Below are 16,989 nucleotides of genomic sequence, written 5' to 3' on the forward strand. Positions count from 1 at the left end.
GCCAGAAACCTAGAGCCGCAACGACGTGCGCCCACCTCAAATCAACAAACCACCCACGGAAACGTCACAAGAGCCACTTTCTGGCGCGAAAAGGTAAGGGTTTGCGTCTGTTCGCGGAAGAACGCAAGGTGCCTGCTCGCGGGAGAACGTCAGGTGGCGCAGGCGGCCGCGCGGTCGAGGATACTGTCGAGGATGTGGTCGAAGTTGATGTCGTCGGCCATGCCGATCCGGTAGCCCCGCCCGGGAATCGAAGCGATCAGCGGCATCTCGTCGGGGTCGATCACCTGTTCCCAGTATTCGCGGGGAAAATGCACATCGGCTGATCGGCTCTGCAGCCGCTGCAGTACCGCCGAGCTACGCACCAGCACCGCGATCGCAGTGTAGGTGTCGAACGCCTGCTTGGCGGTGAGCCCGGCCGCCACCAGTGCCGCCACCGGATGTTCGATCTTCTCCAGCGCGGTGCGCGCCGCCGGGATGCCCCGGGTGCCGCGGATCAGCAGAAGATCGCACACGATCGGATTGCTTTTGAACATATCGCGCATCCGGTGGGCATGGGCGCGCAGGGATTCTCGCCAGGTATCGGCTTCGATGGACAACACACTGAGGTCGTAATCGAGCAGCACCCGCTCGGTCATCGCGTCGAGTAGCTCGTCCTTGCGGCGGAAGTACCAGTAGATGCTCGTGACGCCGACGTCGAGATGGCGGGCCAGTTGCGGCATGCTGAGGTTGTCGATCGACACCTCGTCGGCCATTTCGAAAGCGCCGCGAAGGATTTCGTCGACACTGATCGATCCCCGTTCGCGGCGTCGCCGTCCGCCGGCAGCCCTCACCATCGCGGCATCCTCAACGGGCCGGCTCGAAGGTGACGGGGATGGCGGTCGGGGAGCGGAACGGCTGACCGAAGATGTGTGGATCGTCGTCGGTGACGAGTTGGAGATTGTGCACCCGCGAAAGCAGGCTCTCCATCGCCACGCGGGTTTCCATCCGGGCCAGGTGCAAGCCCATGCAGGTGTGCTCGCCCGCCGCGAAGGTGATGTGCGGCACCCGTTTCCGGAAGATGTCGAACTCTTCGGGTCGCTCCCAGCGGGTCTCGTCACGATTGGCAGACCCGATGCACACGTCGATCACCGCACCGGCCGGCAGCGCCATCCCGCCGAGTTCGGTGTCCTGGGTGGTCGAGCGTTGCACGGTGGTCAGCGGGGTTTCGTAGCGCAGCCCCTCCTCGATGGCCTGGCCGATCAACTCATGGTCGGACTGCACCGCGGCGAACTGGTCGGGGTGGGTGAGCAGCAGATAGATCAGGTTGCCCGAGGACCGGTAGGTGGTCTCCAGCCCGGCCGGCAGGAGCAACCGCAAAAACGAATAGATGGCCTCGTCGGTCAGCTTCTCGCCGTCGATCTCGGCGGTGACCAGATCACCGATGATGTCCTCGGTGGGCTTGGACCGGCGCAGGTCGATCTGGGCCAGGAAATAATCCTTGAGCGCCGCCGAAGCCTCGAATGCGCGCTTGTACTTGACGGTGTAACTGATCAGTTCGACGGCCCGTTGGCGGAACCACGGCAGGTCTTCCTCAGGGAGTCCCAGCAGCTTGGAGATGACGCGGGTGGGGAACTCGAAGGTGAAGTCGCGCACCAGGTCTGCAGTGCCCTCAGCGATGAACTCGTCGACGAGCGCCTCGCAGATCGGTCGGACGATCTCGGGCTCCCAGCGCTGCAGCGAGCGTGACTTGAATGCCGCCGACACCAGGTTGCGATGATCCCGATGGGTCTTGCCCTCCATCGCCAAGATGGTGGGACCGATGAACAACCCGATGGTGCTGTCATAAATTTTCGAGTTGAACGACTTGCCGTCCCGGAACACGGTGTTGACCGCGTCGAAGGACACCGCTGCGTATTGGTGTTCTGGCAGTAGGGATTCCGGAGTCTTCGACCAATCCATCACCGAGCCACGGAACACGCCGTGCTCGGCTCGGTGCCGCGCGAAGATCGGGTACGGGTCGCGCAGCAGGGTGGCGGTGTCCACGACCGGCTCATCGATCGTTTCGTCAGAAGCGAAGTCCTGTACCTGGCTATCCACGCCTCACCCCACCACTCGCAACGGCACGCTCTCGCTGATACATATTACTGTAAATATTACAGTAACTAAATCCTCCCTGCTCTGAGCCGGTCAGAGCAGGATCGGTGCTCCATTGCTCATCGCGGCGATGAAACCGCCGTCAACCTGGATGTCCTGCCCGTTGATCCAGCGTGCCGCCGGAGAGGTCAGGAAGGCGATCAGGGGCACCACGTCGTCGACGGTGGCATGCCGGCCCACCGTCGCACGCACCAGGTCGAGCACGTCCTTGCCCATGGTCTGCTCGAAGTCGGTCAGGATCGGCGTTTCGACCGGCCCCGGGCTGACGGTGTTGACCCGCACCCCGTATTTGGTCCAAGCCGGCCCGGAGACGCGTTTGGCGAACAGGATCGCGGCCTGCTTGGAGGTGGTGTACACCGGGAAGTCCGGATCCTGTCCGGTCTGCCACTCCGCCACCGCATCCCCGTCGGTGAGCGCGAGCAGTCCGTCGAGGATGTCGATCCGTTGCTGCCACCCCAGGGCGGCGGTGGACGCCACTGTGACGATCGAGCCGCCCTCGCGTAGCAGTGGCAGCATGCCCTCGGTCATCAGCCGCATGCCGAGGTAATTGACATTGAGGACGTCGGCGGCCGGCGCGGTGCCCGGCACTCCCGCGACATGTGCCAACGCATCCCACCCGTCGCCGATTTCGCCCAGCAGTCGGGCGATGTCGGCGGCGTCGCGCAGGTCGCAGACCGCATGCTCGGAGGCCGGGGTGTCGCCTGGACGCAGATCGACAGCGAGAACATGGTCCCCGCGGTCGTGGAAGTACGCCGCCGTGGCCGCTCCGATGCCGGAGCCGGCTCCGACGACGACGATTCTGCGGGCGGTTTCCGACATGCACAGACCTCTCACCGAATTAACGACAGTAAGGATGACTGTAAACAATTCAGGCCGACCGGACAATCGACTCGGACCGGCTTGGCGAGTGCTACCGTTAGCCTTACCGGAGGGGCCTTCGGTACGCAGAAGCGTGCCTGGCGAAGGGACGGAATCGATGAGTGCGATCGACGAGCGGGCAGCGGTGCAACCGCAGCGTGACGGGCTGGATGAGCTGCTGGCTACCCAGCGTCGTTCATTCATCGCCGACGGTCCGCCCGATGTCGGGTTGCGTCGCAACCGCATCGACCGGTTGCTCGCGATGGTGCTGGACAACTCCGAGGACTTCGTGGCGGCCACCGCGGCCGACTACGGATCGCGGTCGCGGTCGGCGGCATTCTTCGCCGAGATCCTGGGCATGTTGTCGGTCATTGAACACACCAGGGCCCATGTGCCCCAATGGATGCGCGCCACCAAGCTGATGCGCGCCGCCCGGTTCGCCGGGTTGCGGGCCGAGGTGCTGCCCAGCCCGCTCGGGGTGATCGGGGTGATCGGCCCGTGGAACTTCCCGATCCAGTTGACGGTGCTGCCCGCAGCCGCGGCGTTCGCCGCCGGCAACCGGGTGATGATCAAGATGTCGGAGGTCACCGGGCGCACCGCGGAGTTGATGGCCGAGACCGCGCCACGATATTTCGATGCGACCGAATTGCAGGTGGTGACCGGCGGACCGGAGGTGGCCGCCGAATTTGCCGGCCTGCCGTTCGACCACCTGTTCTTCACGGGCTCGCCGTCGATCGGCGCGCTGGTGGCCCGCGCGGCTGCCGACCGCCTGGTTCCGGTGACGCTGGAACTGGGTGGCAAGAACCCGGTTGTCGTGGCACCTGGTGCCGACATCGAACGGGCGGCGAGCCGAATTGCCCAGGGCCGCATGGTCAACGGTGGTCAGGTGTGTGTATGCCCGGACTATGTGTTCGTACCCGAGGGGCAGGTGGACCGGTTTGTCGCAGAGGCGCGTAAGACGCTGGCCGCCATGTTCCCGAGCATCGTCGGCAATCCCGACTACTGCTCCTCGGTGAACCAGTCCAACTTCGACCGGGTGGTGGACCTCATCGCCGACGCCCGTGCCCACGGTGCCCGGGTCGATGCCGTCATCCCGGCAGGGGAGGTGCTTCCGGATCCGGCGTCGCGCAAGGTCGCCCCGACCATCGTGCGCGACGTCGACGACCGGATGAAGCTCGCCACCGAAGAGGTGTTCGGGCCGGTGCTCGCGGTGCGCGGCTACTCCCACCTCGACCAAGCTGTCGATCACATCAACGCCAACCCGTCGCCGTTGGTGGCGTACTGGTTCGGCCCGGACGACGCTGACTTCCGGCACTTCGTCAGCCACACCCGCAGTGGCGGAGTCGCCCGCAATGACTTTGCCGCTCATATGATCCCGGCGAGCGCTCCGTTCGGAGGCGTGGGACGCAGCGGGACAGGTGCCTACCACGGGAAGGCCGGCTTCGACGCGTTCAGCCACTACCGCACGGTGGTCGGCAGCGACCTGCCGTTCAGCATCACCGGCCGGGCGGCGTGGCCGTTCACCGGTTCGATGCGGGTCAGCGCCGATCTCAGTCTGCGCCGAGCCCGCAACCGGACTGCCGCGCGGCTCAAGAAGTTTCGCTGACCGCCTGTTCGCGGGCCCAGCGATAGTCGGCCTTGCCGGCCGGGCTGCGTTCGATCCGCGGCCGGAACACCACAGCCTTGGGCAACTTGTAGCGGGCGATCGAGGACTCGGCGTGCCGGATCAGCTCGTCGGCGTCGGCAGCGGTCCCGTCGACTAGCGACACGACCGCCACCACCTCCTGCCCCCAGCGTTCACTGGGACGGCCGGCCACCACCACGTCGCTGACCGCGGGGTGGGAAGCGATCGCCGACTCGACCTCTTCGGCGAAGATCTTCTCGCCACCGGAGTTGATGGTCACCGAGTCCCGGCCGAGTAGTTCGATCGCGCCGGTATCCAGGTGGCGGGCCCGGTCGCCCGGAGTCGCATAGCGCACGCCGTCGATCACCGGGAAGGTCGCCGCGGTCTTGGCGGCGTCGCCCTTGTAGCCGAGTGGCACATAGCCGCGCTGAGCCAGCCAACCCAACCCGTCGTGACCGGGAGTGAGCACCGCGGTGAAATCCTCGGTGACCACACAGGTATCGGGCCCCGCATTGAACGTTCCGGTCGAGACGGCGCCCGGTGCCGACATATGGCTCATCTGCGCGCCGGTCTCCGATGAGCCGACCCCGTCGACGACCATCAGGTTGGGCTTCGAATCGATCAGCTGCTGCTTGACGTAGGGCGTGAGTTGGGCGCCGCCGTTGGCGACGACCGCGAGCGAGGAGACATCGGCGACGCCGCCTTCGATGGCCGCGACCAATGGTCGCGCCATCGCGTCACCAACGACCGTCGCCACCAGAACCTGCTCGCGCTCGATGGTGCGCACCACATCCTCGGCGTCGAATCGGTCGACCACACTGGGGAATACGAGCGTCTGACCCGTCGTGATGGCCGTCATGGCGGCCCACTGGGCTGCGCCGTGGATCAGCGGCGGCAGGATCATCAGCTTGGTGCCCGGATTCTCGGACGCCCGGGTGGCGATCTCCTCGGTCGATTCGGCCTTGGCGCCGGTCATCATGTTGCGGCCACCGAAGGCGGTCATGAAGATGTCGTGCTGACGCCACAACACGCCCTTCGGCATGCCGGTCGTGCCGCCGGTGTACAGCACGTAGAGGTCGTCCGCACTGGGTTCGACTGGGGCCGCCGCCGGCGTCGAGGTATCGGCCACGATGGACTCGTAGTCCACCGCTCCGTCGAGCAGTTCGTTGCCGGAATCGTCGGCGATCTGGATCAATACGCGAAGCTGGGGCAGTTCGGAACGGATCTCTGCCACGCGCGGGGCGAAGGTGGCGTGGTAGACCAGTGCGCTCGCCCCCGAATCGTCGAGCAGGTACTGCAGTTCGTTCTTCACGTAGCGGTAGTTCACGTTGAACGGGGCCACCCTGGCCCGGAAGGCGCCGAGCATCGACTCCACGTATTCCGGCCCGTTGTGGGCATAGATGCCCAGCAGGTCCTGCCCTACTTCGTGCCCGGCCAAGTCGCCTCGTTCGGTCTGCACGCCCAGGCCGCGCGAATGCAGGTATGCCGCCAGGCGATTCGACCGGTCCAGCACCTGACGGTAGGTGAGGCGACGGTCGCCCTGGACGATCAGCGGACGGTCGCCGATGGCGGCGGCAACGGCTTCGGCGACGGCCGGGACGGTGAACTGCACGGGGTTTCTCCTTTGGAGTGGGGTCTCAGCGCTGCCAGGCGCGGAGCAAGTGGTCGGTGGTGGTGACGGTGGCCAGCAGGGACAGCGTGTTGTCGATGACCGCGTCGGCATAGTCCGTCGGGATTCCGGCCACGGCGTCACGCGGTAGCACCACACGGTATCCGGCGTTGACCGCGTCCATCACCAAGTTGGTGATCGCGATGTTCACCGAGACACCCACGGCCACGATGGTGCTCACCCCCAGGTTGCGCAGGACGGCATCGAGGTCGGTGCCGCCCATGGGCCCCAGCCCGTGCCAGCGGGACAGCACCAGATCGTCTGGCTCGGGGCCGAATTCGGGTAGCAGGGTGGCGCCGGGGCTGCCGGGCGTGATGCCGACATCACTGCGGCCGATCGCGAAGATCTTGGCGTTGTGGTTGGAGCCGAGCCCGTCGGGTCGGCGCTGCACCAGGCAGTGCACCACGTTCACCGACGCCGCGCGTGCCGCCGGAAGCAGCCGGCCGATGTTGGGTAATGCCTCGCGGCGGGCCTCATCGGCCAGGGCGGCCAGACCGGCGTCGGGTCCGACCACGGCGCCCTGGCATTCCTGGGTGACGATCGCGGTGTGCCCGGGCGCAACGAGGTCCCCGAGATCAGGTTTCATGCGTGGACGACGGCGTCGTCGGCGGGAACCTCGTAGAACTGGGTGGCCCACTTGCGCATCGCCATATACGGTTTCGCATCGATCTTGGCCAGCGGCGGATGCTCCACGTACTTCTGATAGCGCCAGATGTCGCAGTCCTCCCAGACGGTTTTGAGGAACTGTTTCTCGACCTGCTTGCGCACCTGCTCGGGTGGGATGTCGGAGGTCTCACCGGGCAGCTTCGGCCACCAGATCGAATAGAACATGTCCGAGACCTCGTCATCGACCGGGGTGCAGGCAAAGATCAACCGATGGTTGGACGAACCCTCGAACGCGCTCATGGCGAACCCGAGCCCGGAGAAGTGGCTGTGGATGCGCAGCGCCATCTTGTCCGGATCGTCACTGCGGGCGTCGGGCCAGCCGGTCAAAAACCGCCACTCTTCGTCGACGTGTTCCCAGTGTAGGCACACCGGCGTCACGGTGGCGCCGTGCACATAGCGGAAATGTGAACTGTCGGGGCCGTTTTCGGCCACGATCTGCGGGTGGACCGGGATGGCGTCGGCCCGGCTGGAAAATTCCGGGTAGGGCCGGTAGTACGCATTCGGATCGGTCTCGAACTGCGGGAACTTGTGGAAGATGTCGGGCAGCTCCCACTGCGGCGGCTTACCCTCGGGCTGATACCACATGAAGATGCAGCCGTACTGTTCCTTGACCGGGTAGGACCGCAGTCGCAGACCGCGATTGGGCTTGTCCGGCTGATACGGGATGTAGGTGTTGTTGCCCTCGGGTCCCCAGCGCCAGCCGTGGAACGGGCACTCCACGCAATCGCCGACCACCTTGCCGCCGTGGCCGATGTGAGCGCCGAGGTGTTTGCAGTGGGCTTCGAGGACATGGAGTTCGCCGGCCTCGTCGCGGTAGGCCGCGAGGTCCTCGCCGAAGTACTTCAGCGCTTTGACGTCACCGACCTCGTACTCGGCCGACCAGCCGATCATGAACCATCCGGTGACTTTCCAGGTGAACGGCACTTTCACGGCCCGACGTCTCCCTTTTCTCAGCTCTCGCCATCGTTACGGAATACATTACAGTAGCGGTTTCTGGAGAGGAAGCGGGAATTGGTGACGGATCGTCGAAACGCCGGAAGGTGAGCGCGGGCCAGCCGTCAACTGAGGGTCTTACCGTATAGTCGCCGCAGTCGATCAGGAGGTGACCCGTTGTCCGACGACATCGAGGCGATCAAGCAGCTCAAGGCCCGCTACTGCCGGTTCCTCGACACCAAGGACATTGACGCCTGGCGTGCACTGTTCGCCGAGGATGTCGTGGTCACGCTGGACATGGCGGTGTCGACCGGCGGTGCCGATCCGCAGACCGCCCCGCCGCTGGAAGGTTTCGATGCCTTCTTCCCGGTGGTGTGGGGTGGGGTGGAACATGCGGCGACCGTGCACCATTGCCACACCCCGGAGATCACCCTGACCTCGGACGCCACGGCGACGGGCATCTGGGCCATGGAGGACATGCTGTTCTTCCCGGATGGCAACGAATTGCACGGCGCCGGCCACTACCACGAGACCTACGAAAAGCGCGATGGCAGTTGGCAGATCACCAGTCTGCATCTGACCCGTACGCTGTTGAAGTTCAAATCCGGCTAGTCCAAGCTGCTGCCGCGTTTGTAACATTGTGGCGAAAAGTCGCGCAGGTCACCGCCGTGGCGTTACAAACACGATGCAGAGCTGGGTTCGTTTGCAGCAAGATCCATCACGTCACCGAAGGCCGTGATGTAGTCGAGTGCGGCTTGCGGGCTGCTGCCGTCGACGTGCACGACCGCCCAGGTGGCACCGTGGCCCGCGAGGTCGGCCAACGTCTGCCGGGCGTGGCGCAGCGACGCGTCGTCGTCCAGGTCGACGGGTGGGCAGACCACCTGAATATCGACCGAGCGCGGGTCGCGGCCGGCCTCGGTGAGCCGGCTGCGCAGGCGCTCCACGGCCATCCCGAATTGGTCGACGTCTTCGATCGCTGCGGTACGCATCGTCGAGGCCATCCCTTTGGCCGCGATGATCGGCATCCATCCATCACCGTGCTCGACCACCCGTCGGATCGCCGCATTACCGTTTCCGCCGATCCAGATCGGTGGATGTGGTCGCTGCGTCGGGCGTTGGAGCCAGAGCTCACCGACCGCAGCGAAATCTGCACCGGTGACCGGCGTTTCGGGCTCGGTCCAAATGGCGCGTAACGCGGCCAGCGCCTCATCGACCAACTCGGCGCGACGGTCCAGGCTCACCCCGACCGCCGCGAACTCAGACCGCAGATAGCCGGCTCCGACGCCGGCGATCAACCGCCCGGCGGAGACCAGGTCCAGACTGCCCAGCGCCTTGGCCGACAGGTACGGATTGCGAAAGGGAAGTACGTACAGATTGGTCATCATGCGGATGCGTGTGGTGGCCGCGGCCATGAAACTCAGTGCGGCGATCGGGTCGAGTGTGTTGTGGCCGCCGTTGTTGCGCCACTTGACCGACGGGGCTGGATGCTCGCTCAGCGCAACTGCCGAGAAGCCGGCGGCTTCGGCGCCGGTGGCCACTGCGCGGATCACGTCGGGCTGCAGGAAATCGTCAGGTGCAGTGGGTAGTTCGCTGGGATATTCCAGGGTGTATTTCATCGATCTCCGATTTTCGGCACCATACTGAAAGCATTACCGTAACATCCATAGCCGATCGTCCGACGGGATGGAGAAGCGATGGATCGCCGGCGAAAAGTGCTCGTCATGGGGGCCAGCGGAAATGTGGGAGCCTGCGTGACCCGCCACCTCGTCGAGCGTGGCGACGATGTGCGGGTCCTGCTGCGCCGCAGTAGCTCGACCAAGGGAATCGATGGCCTCGAGCTGGAACGCTGCTACGGCGACATCTTCGACACCGACGCGGTGGCGACGGCCATGGCCGGCCGCGACGTGGTCTTCTACTGCGTCGTCGACACCCGAGCCCACCTGGCTGACCCGGCACCACTGTTCAAAACAAACGTCGAGGGCCTGCAGAACGTGCTCGACATCGCCATGGACGCCGACTTGCAGCGTTTCGTCTTTCTCAGCACCATCGGGACCATCGCGGTCGGCGGCGACGGCGCGCTTGTCGACGAGGACACCCCGTTCAACTGGGCCGGTAAAGGCGGGCCCTACATCGAATCCCGTCGACAGGCCGAAGACCTGGTGTTGTCCTATGCCCGGGAGCGCGGGCTGCCGGCAGTGGCGATGTGTGTGTCCAACCCCTACGGTCCGCCCGACTGGCAGCCGAGGCAGGGGGCACTGGTGGCCATGGCCGCCTTCGGCAAGATGCCGGTGTACCTCCGCGGTGTCGGCTCCGAGGTGGTCGGCATAGATGACGCAGCCGACGCGCTCATCTTGGCTGCCGAGCACGGTCGGATCGGTGAACGCTACATCGTCTCCGAGGGCTACATGTCCCAACAGGAGATGTTCGCCACGGCCGCGCAGGCCGTGGGCGCGCGGCCGCCGAGGTTCGGAATCCCGATCACACCGATGTATGTCCTGGGCTGGTTGGCCGGGATGTCGAATCGATTGTTCGGCACCGACTTTCCGATGAATCTCACCGCCGTGCGGCTGATGTGGTTGACGTCGCCGGCCGATCACGGCAAAGCGACCCGCGACCTGGGCTGGAAGCCGGAGCCGACCGCCGAATCGATCGCCCGCGCGGCCCAGTTCTATGTCGACCGCAAGAGTCGCGATGAAAAGGTCATCGATCTATGACGCCTGACTTCGACGCCATCATCGTCGGCGCCGGCTTCTCCGGCCTGTACGCATTACACCGGCTACGCGAACTCGGCCTGCGCGTGCGGGTGCTGGAGAAGGCCGACGCCGTGGGCGGTACCTGGCTGGTCAACAGGTACCCGGGCGCGCGCTGCGATATCGAGAGCATCGAATACTCCTACAGCTTCAGCGACGAGATCCAGCAGGAGTGGGTCTGGACCGAGACCATGCCGGCCCAACCTGAAATCGAGGCCTACCTGAACTTCGTCGCCGATCGTCTCGACCTACGCCGGGACATCGCCTTCGACACCGAAGTCGTCGCGATGGCCTTCGACGAAGGCAGCGCGCAGTGGGCGGTGACGACCGCCGACGGCCAGATGTTGCACGCACCGTTCGTGGTGGCCGCCACCGGAATCCTGTCCGTGCCACTGGAACCCGACATCCCCGGGATGGACAGGTTCGCCGGGACCTCGTTGTACACCAGCCGCTGGCCACGCGACGGCGTCGATTTGACAGGCAAGCGGGTCGGGGTGATCGGCACCGGTTCCACCGGTGTGCAGTTGATCCCTGTCGTCGCCCGCGACGCCGCGGAATTGACGGTCTTCCAACGCTCGCCGGCGTTCACCCTGCCCTGGCAGGTGCGTTCGTTCGAGCCCGGTGAACTCGACACGCTCAAGGCCGACTACGCACAGATCCGTGCCGCGCAGCGTGAGCATCCGGTGGGGGCGGCACGACTCAGCGCCTTCTCGGTGCTGCTGGACATGTTGGTGCGCCCGCCGGTGAAATCCGCTACGCCCGAGGAGAAACAGCGCGCGGTCGCCGAACACGGCGTGATGGGTGCGCTCAATTGGGGCGACGTGTTCTTCGACATCGACGCCAACCGGATGGCCACGGAGTTGTACGGGCAGGCGGTGGCCCGCATCGTCGACGATCCGGTGACAGCGGCTTCCCTGACGCCCAGCCATCCCTTCGCCTGCAAACGGCCGATCATCGACCAGGGCTACTACGAGACATACAACCGGGACAACGTCACCCTGGTCGATCTGCGCAAGGGTGGTATCCGCGAGGTGACCACCAGTGGAGTCTCCACTGAACAGGGTCATTTCGATCTCGACGTGATCGTGTATGCCACCGGGTTCGACGCCATGACCGGAGCGCTGAGCCGGATCGATGTGCGTGGGCGTGACGGGTTGGTGCTGGGGGAGTACTGGTCCAAGGAGGGTGCGCTGTCCTATCTGGGGCTGGCCGTGGCGGGATTTCCCAACCTGTTCACCGTTCAGGGTCCGGGAAGTCCCTCGGCGGCAACCAACTTCGTGGCGGCCCTGGAACAACACGTGGAGTGGATCGCGGATTGCATCGCCTACCTCACCGACGGCGGTTATCGCAGTATCGAGGCGACACCGCAGGCGCAGGCCGAATGGGTCGAGCACACCACGGCTCTGGTTGCACCGACGGTGCTGGTGCACCCCAGCTGCAACTCCTGGTACAACGGCGGCAATGTGCCCGGCAAGAAACGGATGTACCTGGGCTACACCGCGGGCATCCCCGAGTACCGTCGCCGGTGTGACGAGATTGCCGCCGCCGGCTACACGGGCTTCGTCGTTGCCTAGGGCCGCCAGGATCGCCTGGGAACTCGGTGGGGTGCTGCCGCGCTCGGTCAGCGCCTTGGCCAGTGCAGGCGACTGGCGCGCGTTGTCGCTGACCGGTCTGCGTCAGCTCGGCGAGGTGGCCCTCGACGAGTTGGTGGTCACCGGTATGACGCTGGCCGGTCCGCCGCCGCAGTTGCCGCGACCGCTGGATGACTATCAGCGCGCTGCCGAGGAACTTGGCGCGCTGGGTATCGATGGAGCACATCCATGCCCAGATACATTGCAGGTCAAATACATCCGACCGCGGCGGTTTGGTGCGTTGACCTTCGACGAGCTGGTCTTCGATCACGAGCCGGTACTACCGGAGTCCGTGCTGGCCGACGGGCACGGGGGTGCGGCGACCGCTCGGGTGCGGTTGTATCGCGGCGGTGACGCCACCCGGCCCTGGGTGATCTGGGTGCACGGTGCCGGGCAGGGTGATTCGATGGATCTGCTCGTGGCTCGCGTGCGGCAGTTGCAGGAACTCGGATTCAACGTGGCGCTGCCGGTGCAGCCGGGGCACGGGCCGCGTCGCCGGTCCTGGCCCGAGTATCCCGCCCGGGATCCGCTGGCCAACGTGGCCGGCATGATGCGGGCGGTCTCGGAGGTGCGGGCACTGATCGGCTGGCTAGAACCGCAGGCGTCGTCGATCACGGTCGCCGGTCTGTCGCTGGGAAGTGCGGTGGCCGCACTGGTTTCACACCTGGAGCCGCGTGTGGGGGCGGTCGCGGTCTACACCCCGATTCTCGGGCTCAACACCATGATTGGCCTGCACCTGGGCCGTTGGGGCACCGCCGGACGGGAGGCCGGCACGCTACTGCAGTCCGACGTCGTGGCGGCGCTGACCTCGGTGATCGATCCCCTCGCCACCATGCCGCAGGCCGACCGTCGGCTCATCGTGGGCGCCTGGCACGACCAGATGGCCATGCGGACCTCGGCGCTGGCCCTGCACGAGCGGTGGGGTGGTGAATTGCACTGGCACGACGGTAGTCACGTCGGGCATCTGTTTTCGCGGCAAGTGTGGGACGCCACGATGCGATTTCTCGGGCCGTTACGTTCCATAGGTTGACGTGATCCGGCGTCGAACCCGGTTCAGCTCGTTCGGCAGATCGAGATCTTCGGGCAGCACCACCCAGTGGTAGGCGATGCCGAACACCGAGCCGGTGATGTCCTGGTGGGCGATCTCGACGTCGATGTCGGGCCGGATCGATCCGTCTTCGATGCCGGTGCGCAATCCCGCGTCGATTTTGCCCGCGGCGCCGCGCAATTGAGTCCGAACGGCGTCGCGCAGCGGGGAGGTGGTTTTGACCGCCTCGAATGCCGAGACGAACATGGCCCGCATCAACGCCGGGTCCTGGGCGTGGATCTCCTCGATCCGGTCGAAATGTGCGAGCACCTGCTGCAGGCCGGTATCGCCCGGTTCTGGGTCGGGATTCAGGCGCGTCACGTAGGTCTGCTGGAACGCCTCCAGGATGGCGTCTTTGCTGCCGTATCGGGCGTGCACCATCGCTCGGCTGTAACCGGCGCGGCGGCCGATCTCGGCGGCAGTCGTTGCTTCCCAGCCTTTTTCGACGATGAGCTGAGCGGCGGCCTGCAGAAGCCGTTGACTGGAGATCTCGACTCGTTGCGGTTGGGTCAACCCGCGCTCAGGCGAAGGCACCATTGCATATTAGACAGTGAACAATTATGTTGCTTGTTCAGTGTCAAATAATTCACCCGGGAGCGCGATGGTGGCCGACGTCCAAGCCTCGGATTCCGCACGGATACCCGCCGGCGTCGACGAGGTGACCGTCGACTGGCTGACCGAGGTGCTGCGGGCCGATTCCGCCCTGCCTGACTCGGCGACGGTGACCGGGCTGCGTGCCGAGCAGATCGCGATGGACAGCGGGTTTTCATCCCTGCTGTACCGCCTGCACCTGGACGGGAATGACGTCCCGGCCACGGTGATCGTCAAGCTCGCCGCGCAATCCGAAGCTCGCGGCGCCATGGACCTGCTTGGTGGCTACCGTCGTGAACTCGCGTTCTATCAGCGGGTGGCCGGCCACGCACCGATGGCCACCCCGCACGTGTACACCGCCCGCATGGACGAGGGCTCCGTCGACTTCGTGCTGGTGATGGAAGACCTCCGAGACTGGACGAACGCCGACCATCTGGCCGGCCTGTCGCTGGATCGGACGCGAGTCGCCATCGGTGAGCTCGCCGGGCTGCACGCGTGGTCGGTCACCGAGGCCGACCCGGTGGTGGTCGACGAATTTCCCAGCCTGGACACGCCCATGGCCCGCGACCTGTTCCTGCCCGTCTTTGGGATGGGTTGGCAGGTGTACCGCGAACATTCGTCGCAGCCAGTACCCGCCGCGGTGGCCCGGCTCGCCGAGCGGTTCGCCGAACTGGCCCCGCAGGCGCTGGCGGCCCTCACCGAACGGACGATGCTGCTCCACGGCGACATCCGCGCCGACAATATGTTCTTCGACGGAGATCGCTTGAAGGTGGTGGATTTTCAGTTCACCGGCCATGGTGCGGGGGCGGCCGACATCGGCTACCTGGTGAGCCAGGGCCTGCCCACCGAGGCGCGGCGGGGCAATGACCAAGTGCTGGTGCGCGAGTACCTGGGCCGGTTGGAGGCTCACGGGGTGACGGACTATCGGTTTGACGAAGCGTGGCGGCACTACCGCTTCGCCGTGGCGTATCTGATGGTCCTTCCGGTCATCACGCTGGTCGGTTGGGAGGCGATGCCGGACCGGTCCCGCGCGTTGTGCCTGACCCTGGTGGACCGCGCGGTGGCATGTGTCGACGAGATCGACGCCCTCGAGGTCTTCGTATGACCGCCCGCACCGCGCGCGACGTCGTCGAGCTGTACAACCTCGTGGTGTGGAACAAGCGCGACTTCGCCCTGGCCGAAGAGCTGATGGGCGACACCGTGATTCGCCACGACGTCGGTGAAGCGCAGACTCTCACCCACCGGCAGGCCGTGCAGCGCATCATCGACCACTGGGCGATGTTCGAAACCATTCGTTTCGACCTCAAGCTGGTGATCGCGGGCGACGACGGCCAACACGTGGCTATCGTCTACGAATCACCGATGACGTTCCCCGACGGCAACGCCATGACGATCAGCAGCATGGAGATCTTCCGGGTGGTCGGCGGTCGGATTACCGAAGTGTGGAATTGTGGTTATAAGCAAGGAGTTTGGGCGTGACCGACGAGCGCTTGCGCGAGGAGCCGAAGTGACCGAGCCGGTACTTGATGAACTGGGTTACTACCTGCTGGCCGGCGCCGGGGGAGAGGGCCCGGCCACGCTGATGGACGAGGCCCGGCGCGGTGAGGAACTCGGCTTCGGCACCGCGTTCATCTCCGAGCGGTGGAATGTCAAGGAGGCGTCCTCGCTCGTCGGTGCCGCCTGCGCGGTGACGAACCGCATGCAGATCGCAACGGCCGCAACGAATCACAACACACGCCATCCACTCATCACCGGATCCTGGGCCACCACCATGCACCGGTTGTCGCGTGGACGTTTCACCTTGGGCATCGGCCGCGGCATCGCGGCGATGTACAACGCGTTCGGTGTGCCCGCGGTGACCACCGCGCAGATGGAGGATTTCGCCCAGGTCATGCGCAAGCTGTGGCACGGCGAGGTGATCTTCAACCACGACGGGCCGATCGGTAAATACCAGGTGCTGTTTCTCGACCCGGATTTCGACGAGGACATCCGGTTGGCCATCGTGGCCTTCGGGCCTCAGACGCTGGCCCTGGGTGGGCGTGAGTTCGACGACGTCATCCTGCATACCTATTTCACCCCGGAGACGTTGCAGCGCGCCGTCAAGACCGTCAAGGACGCCGCCGAGCAGGCCGGGCGCGATCCCGACAGCGTGCGGGTGTGGTCCTGCTTCGCCACGGTGGGTGACCACCTGCCCGAGGAATTGCGGCTCAAGAAGACCGTGGCCCGGCTCGCCACCTACCTACAGGGTTACGGTGACTTGATGGTGCGCACCAACAACTGGGATCCGGCTGTGCTGCAGCGGTTCCGGGAGGATCCGGTGGTGACGTCGATTCCCGGCGGCATCGACCACAAGGCCAGCGCCGAGCAGATCGAGCACATCGCGACCCTGATCCCCGATGAGTGGCTGGAGCCCTCAGCCACCGGATCGGCGCGGCAATGTGTCGACCGCATCCGCAAAGAATTCGACTACGGTGCCGACGCCGTCATCATGCACGGGGCCACCCCCGACGAACTCGAGCCGATCGTCACCGAGTACCGCGCAACCCGATCCTGACGCGGAAAACAGAAGAGCACGGGCGCCGTCCGCTCCCTGCCACTTTCAACATATAGCGCACCCGGGGTCTTGTGGCAAGGCCCGGGGTATGCGTCACAATCTCCTGTCTGACGCCAATAGGGGCAGATGACAGGGGGTTTCATGATCGACGTGATCATCGCCGGTGCCGGGCCGACAGGGTTGATGTTGGCCGCAGAGCTGCGACTGCAGGGTGTGCGAGTCCTCGTGATGGAGAAGGAGAACGAGCCGACACAGGTGGTCCGGGCGCTGGGATTGCACGCCCGAAGTATCGAGGTGATGGATCAGCGCGGCCTGCTGGGCCGGTTTCTCGAGCGCGGACAGCAACACCCCCTCGGCGGGTTCTTCGCCGGCATCCCCAAACCGCAGCCGGAAGGCTTGGACACCGCGCACGCGTACGTGCTCGGTGAGCAACTGCTCGATGATCGGTTGCGGAATACCGAGCACGTACGCGTGCGCGGTGTCCAAGCCGCCG

Annotated in this window: 17 protein-coding genes; 9 read left to right on the forward strand and 8 right to left on the reverse strand. The window is 65.4% G+C overall.

Going from position 1 to position 16,989, the window contains the following annotated elements; all coding sequences use genetic code 11:
* Nucleotides 1–149: 149 nt before the first annotated feature.
* From A5699_RS09630 to A5699_RS09640, 3 genes are all read right to left on the reverse strand, one after another.
* Nucleotides 150–833, reverse strand: coding sequence for a TetR/AcrR family transcriptional regulator (locus tag A5699_RS09630; RefSeq protein ID WP_067768586.1), 684 nt, complete (start codon nucleotides 831–833; stop codon nucleotides 150–152).
* 10 nt (nucleotides 834–843) lie between these two features.
* Nucleotides 844–2,076 carry a cytochrome P450 gene (locus A5699_RS09635; protein ID WP_067768589.1) on the reverse strand — a complete coding sequence of 411 codons (1,233 nt, stop codon included), beginning with the start codon at nucleotides 2,074–2,076 and terminating at the stop codon, nucleotides 844–846.
* Between the two features lie 90 nt (nucleotides 2,077–2,166).
* A complete protein-coding gene (locus tag A5699_RS09640) occupies nucleotides 2,167–2,952 on the reverse strand; it encodes an SDR family oxidoreductase (protein ID WP_067768591.1) in 786 nt (261 codons plus the stop codon).
* A gap of 157 nt (nucleotides 2,953–3,109) precedes the next feature.
* Here A5699_RS09640 and A5699_RS09645 point away from each other — a divergent pair, with 157 nt between their 5' ends.
* Nucleotides 3,110–4,597: an aldehyde dehydrogenase family protein gene (locus A5699_RS09645; protein WP_067768593.1), complete on the forward strand. Its 1,488-nt coding sequence runs from the start codon at nucleotides 3,110–3,112 to the stop codon at nucleotides 4,595–4,597.
* Here A5699_RS09645 and A5699_RS09650 read toward each other — a convergent pair.
* From A5699_RS09650 to A5699_RS09660, 3 genes are read right to left on the reverse strand one after another with little or no spacing between them, the layout of a single operon-like run.
* Nucleotides 4,581–6,227, reverse strand: a complete 1,647-nt coding sequence (locus A5699_RS09650) for an acyl-CoA synthetase (RefSeq protein WP_067768595.1) — start codon at nucleotides 6,225–6,227, stop codon at nucleotides 4,581–4,583. The genes A5699_RS09645 and A5699_RS09650 overlap by 17 nt on opposite strands.
* Nucleotides 6,228–6,252: 25 nt before the next feature.
* Nucleotides 6,253–6,870: a cysteine hydrolase gene (locus A5699_RS09655; protein WP_067768597.1), complete on the reverse strand. Its 618-nt coding sequence runs from the start codon at nucleotides 6,868–6,870 to the stop codon at nucleotides 6,253–6,255.
* Complete coding sequence (locus tag A5699_RS09660) at nucleotides 6,867–7,880, reverse strand: Rieske 2Fe-2S domain-containing protein (RefSeq protein WP_067768599.1); 1,014 nt, start codon at nucleotides 7,878–7,880, stop codon at nucleotides 6,867–6,869. The genes A5699_RS09655 and A5699_RS09660 overlap by 4 nt, the downstream gene beginning before the upstream one ends.
* Before the next feature lie 180 nt (nucleotides 7,881–8,060).
* Here A5699_RS09660 and A5699_RS09665 point away from each other — a divergent pair, with 180 nt between their 5' ends.
* Nucleotides 8,061–8,495 (forward strand): nuclear transport factor 2 family protein, encoded by a 435-nt coding sequence (locus A5699_RS09665; protein ID WP_067768601.1) that lies wholly within the window; start codon nucleotides 8,061–8,063, stop codon nucleotides 8,493–8,495.
* Between the two features lie 62 nt (nucleotides 8,496–8,557).
* Here the strand turns inward: A5699_RS09665 and A5699_RS09670 are convergent, their stop codons facing one another.
* Complete coding sequence (locus A5699_RS09670) at nucleotides 8,558–9,499, reverse strand: TIGR03619 family F420-dependent LLM class oxidoreductase (RefSeq protein ID WP_067768603.1); 942 nt, start codon at nucleotides 9,497–9,499, stop codon at nucleotides 8,558–8,560.
* A gap of 78 nt (nucleotides 9,500–9,577) precedes the next feature.
* On the opposite strand from A5699_RS09670, the gene A5699_RS09675 reads away from it, so the two are divergent.
* From A5699_RS09675 to A5699_RS09685, 3 genes are read left to right on the forward strand one after another with little or no spacing between them, the layout of a single operon-like run.
* The gene (locus tag A5699_RS09675) at nucleotides 9,578–10,597 is read left to right on the forward strand and encodes an NAD-dependent epimerase/dehydratase family protein (RefSeq protein WP_067768605.1); all 1,020 of its coding nucleotides are present in this window, start codon (nucleotides 9,578–9,580) and stop codon (nucleotides 10,595–10,597) included.
* Entirely contained in the window at nucleotides 10,594–12,207 is a 1,614-nt protein-coding gene (locus A5699_RS09680) for an NAD(P)/FAD-dependent oxidoreductase (protein ID WP_067768607.1), read from the forward strand. The genes A5699_RS09675 and A5699_RS09680 overlap by 4 nt, the downstream gene beginning before the upstream one ends.
* The gene (locus A5699_RS09685; protein ID WP_067768609.1) at nucleotides 12,200–13,294 is read left to right on the forward strand and encodes an alpha/beta fold hydrolase; all 1,095 of its coding nucleotides are present in this window, start codon (nucleotides 12,200–12,202) and stop codon (nucleotides 13,292–13,294) included. Before A5699_RS09680 ends, A5699_RS09685 begins: the two co-directional genes overlap by 8 nt.
* On the opposite strand, the gene A5699_RS09690 is transcribed toward A5699_RS09685, so the two are convergent.
* Entirely contained in the window at nucleotides 13,277–13,888 is a 612-nt protein-coding gene (locus tag A5699_RS09690; RefSeq protein WP_067768611.1) for a TetR/AcrR family transcriptional regulator, read from the reverse strand. The two genes, A5699_RS09685 and A5699_RS09690, sit on opposite strands and share 18 nt — an antisense overlap.
* Nucleotides 13,889–13,955: 67 nt before the next feature.
* On the opposite strand from A5699_RS09690, the gene A5699_RS09695 reads away from it, so the two are divergent.
* From A5699_RS09695 to A5699_RS09710, 4 genes are all read left to right on the forward strand, one after another.
* The gene (locus A5699_RS09695) at nucleotides 13,956–15,047 is read left to right on the forward strand and encodes an ecdysteroid 22-kinase family protein (RefSeq protein ID WP_231965663.1); all 1,092 of its coding nucleotides are present in this window, start codon (nucleotides 13,956–13,958) and stop codon (nucleotides 15,045–15,047) included.
* Nucleotides 15,044–15,421 carry a nuclear transport factor 2 family protein gene (locus tag A5699_RS09700; protein ID WP_067768615.1) on the forward strand — a complete coding sequence of 126 codons (378 nt, stop codon included), beginning with the start codon at nucleotides 15,044–15,046 and terminating at the stop codon, nucleotides 15,419–15,421. The genes A5699_RS09695 and A5699_RS09700 overlap by 4 nt, the downstream gene beginning before the upstream one ends.
* 28 nt (nucleotides 15,422–15,449) lie before the next feature.
* Nucleotides 15,450–16,496, forward strand: a complete 1,047-nt coding sequence (locus tag A5699_RS09705) for a TIGR03857 family LLM class F420-dependent oxidoreductase (RefSeq protein WP_067768617.1) — start codon at nucleotides 15,450–15,452, stop codon at nucleotides 16,494–16,496.
* Nucleotides 16,497–16,637: 141 nt separating this feature from the next.
* Nucleotides 16,638–16,989, forward strand: a 352-nt coding sequence (locus A5699_RS09710; RefSeq protein ID WP_157561178.1) for an FAD-dependent monooxygenase, incomplete at its 3' end; no start/stop codon positions are given.

The organism is Mycobacterium sp. E802, from assembly GCF_001666875.1.
Taxonomy (GTDB): domain Bacteria; phylum Actinomycetota; class Actinomycetes; order Mycobacteriales; family Mycobacteriaceae; genus Mycobacterium.

What these genes read in the sequence shown, in the direction of transcription:
- A5699_RS09630 (WP_067768586.1), bottom strand. Translation starts at nt 833, where the DNA reads ATGGTGAGGGCTGCCGGCGGACGGCGACGCCGCGAACGGGGATCGATC.
- A5699_RS09640 (WP_067768591.1), bottom strand. Translation starts at nt 2,952, where the DNA reads ATGTCGGAAACCGCCCGCAGAATCGTCGTCGTCGGAGCCGGCTCCGGC.
- A5699_RS09645 (WP_067768593.1), top strand. Translation starts at nt 3,110, where the DNA reads ATGAGTGCGATCGACGAGCGGGCAGCGGTGCAACCGCAGCGTGACGGG.
- A5699_RS09655 (WP_067768597.1), bottom strand. Translation starts at nt 6,870, where the DNA reads ATGAAACCTGATCTCGGGGACCTCGTTGCGCCCGGGCACACCGCGATC.
- A5699_RS09670 (WP_067768603.1), bottom strand. Translation starts at nt 9,499, where the DNA reads ATGAAATACACCCTGGAATATCCCAGCGAACTACCCACTGCACCTGAC.
- A5699_RS09675 (WP_067768605.1), top strand. Translation starts at nt 9,578, where the DNA reads ATGGATCGCCGGCGAAAAGTGCTCGTCATGGGGGCCAGCGGAAATGTG.
- A5699_RS09680 (WP_067768607.1), top strand. Translation starts at nt 10,594, where the DNA reads ATGACGCCTGACTTCGACGCCATCATCGTCGGCGCCGGCTTCTCCGGC.
- A5699_RS09690 (WP_067768611.1), bottom strand. Translation starts at nt 13,888, where the DNA reads ATGGTGCCTTCGCCTGAGCGCGGGTTGACCCAACCGCAACGAGTCGAG.
- A5699_RS09700 (WP_067768615.1), top strand. Translation starts at nt 15,044, where the DNA reads ATGACCGCCCGCACCGCGCGCGACGTCGTCGAGCTGTACAACCTCGTG.